The organism is Nonomuraea sp. NPDC049028 (assembly GCF_043197735.1).
Classification (GTDB): domain Bacteria; phylum Actinomycetota; class Actinomycetes; order Streptosporangiales; family Streptosporangiaceae; genus Nonomuraea.
Genome location: NZ_JBICTR010000040.1, coordinates 1 through 2,034 on the forward strand (window position 1 = coordinate 1; position 2,034 = coordinate 2,034).

The window sequence follows — 2,034 nt, forward strand, 5'->3', positions numbered from 1 at the left end:
CTGTGGAAGGGCCTTCCCTCCTGGCGCGGGGCCAACTATCGCTCCCAGATGGGCCAACTATCGCCCCCATGGGCCAGCTAGCGCTCCCAACGTCAACCAACGGCGCAAACCGCTGAGACCCGCGAAACTACTGCGATCTCGATCTCGCAACCCCCCGTCTGACAGCCAAAGGGCTTGTGTCCTGTCCGTGGCCATGTAAAAGTCCCCGCAGGTGGCCAGTTCGAGGTCGCCATTGATGGCCGGTTTAGGTCCCCGCTTGTCCTTCGCGCTGGTTGGTGTGTCGTGGGGTGGTGTGTGCCCTGAGCGGTGATCGTGACGGTGTCAGCCAGTCACGAGATCACCGCTCAGGGGGTCTGCCCGGCCATGAAGTCTTCGGGGGAGATCATGGACATCATTGCCGCCTACCGTGAGGTAGGCACCTATCGCGGGGCCGCTGAGATGTGCGGCACCACGCACAAGACCGTCAGACGCATCATCGAGCGGGCGCTGGCCGACGGCAAGCCGCCGAGCCGCAAGCGGCGCGATCACAACTACGACGCGGTCGCCGATCTGGTGACCGAGAAGATCAAAGCCACCGCGGGGAAGATGTCGGCCAAGCGGCTGCTGCCGCTGGCCCAGGCCGCCGGATACGCCGGATCGGCGCGCAACTTCCGCCGTCTGGTGGCCGAGGCGAAGAAGTCCTGGCGGCGCGAGCACCATCGCGGGCGGCGGCCGGCGGTGTGGACACCGGGCCAGATGCTGGTCATCGACTGGGGCGATGCGGGTGGCGGGCTGCACGTGTTCTGCGCGGTGCTGGCCTGGTCGAGGGTGCGGTTCGTGCGCTTCGCGCGCAACCAGCGCGCCGCCACCACGCTGGCGATGCTGGCCGAGTGCTTCGAGACGCTCGGCGGGGTGCCCAAAGTGGTGCTGGCCGATCGGATGGGCTGCCTGAAGGGCGGTGTGGTGGCCAACAAGGTCATCCCCACCAGCGATTACGTGCGCTTCGCCACGCACTACGGCTTCCGGCCGGACTGGTGCGAGGCGGCCGATCCGGAATCGAAGGGCATCGTGGAGCACCTGGTCGGCTATGCCAAGCGCGATCTGATCGTCCCGCAGGCCCCGTTTGAGGACCTGACCGCGGCCAACGTTGCCGCCCGGCAGTGGTGCGCCGAGGTGAACGCGGTGCCACACGCGGAGATCTGCGCCCTCCCGGCTGAGCGCCTGGCCGCCGAACGCGAACTGCTGGCGGCGCTGCCGTCGCTGCGCCCGGCTCTCGGCAAGCCGCCCATCACCCGCAAGGTCGATCGGCTGTCGTGCGTGCGGTTCGGCTCGGCCCGCTACTCGGTGCCTACCCGCCTGATCGGCACCCACGTCGCGGTGAGTGAGGCCGACGGGCACCTGCTGATCAGCGACCCGGCCACCGGTGAAATCGTCGCCGACCACCTGGCGGTCGCGCCCGGCCAGGCCTCGGTGGCTGATGAGCACTACGGCGGTCCGCGGCCGGCGCCCCGCCGCGCTGCCCGGCCACGCACCGAAGCGGAGAAGACGTTCCTGCAGCTCGGCCCGGTCGCCGAGACGTTCCTGGCCGGTTCGGCCGCCTCTGGCAACGCCCGGCTGGCCGGCGACCTGGTCCAGCTGGCCGCGTTGCGCGCCGCTCACGGTGAGCAGGCGCTGCTGGCAGCGCTGGAGCGGGCGATCTGCTTTCGACGCTGGCGGGCCGAGGACGTGCGCTCGATCCTGGCCGCCGGGGCCGGCACCGCCCAGGTCCGCCCACCCGGCGACGCCCTGGTGCTGGAGTTGCCGCACGTCCCCACCCGGCCGCTGACCGCTTACGCCCTCGACCAGGTGGGAGAGGTGTCATGACCGCATCCGCGATCCCGCCGCTGGCCGCCGACCTGGACAACGGGCTGCGCCGGCTGAAGCTGTCCACCATCCGACGCCTGGCGCCCGAGCTGCTCATCACGGCCCGCACCCAACGATGGAATCCCGAGGAGTTCCTGCGCACCCTGCTGGAGGCCGAACTGGCCGCCCGTGATGCGTCCAACGCCCGCGCCC

The 2,034-nt window shown here is 70.2% G+C and carries 1 protein-coding gene and 1 pseudogene; both read left to right on the plus strand.

The features are described 5' to 3' along the window. Window positions 1–363: 363 nt before the first annotated feature. Complete coding sequence (istA, locus tag ACGFJ2_RS59280; RefSeq protein WP_393484308.1) at window positions 364–1,842, plus strand: IS21 family transposase; 1,479 nt, start codon at window positions 364–366, stop codon at window positions 1,840–1,842. After that, window positions 1,839–2,034, plus strand: a pseudogene (locus ACGFJ2_RS59285) (ATP-binding protein); the annotation flags it as partial. The gene istA and the pseudogene ACGFJ2_RS59285, both read left to right, overlap by 4 nt.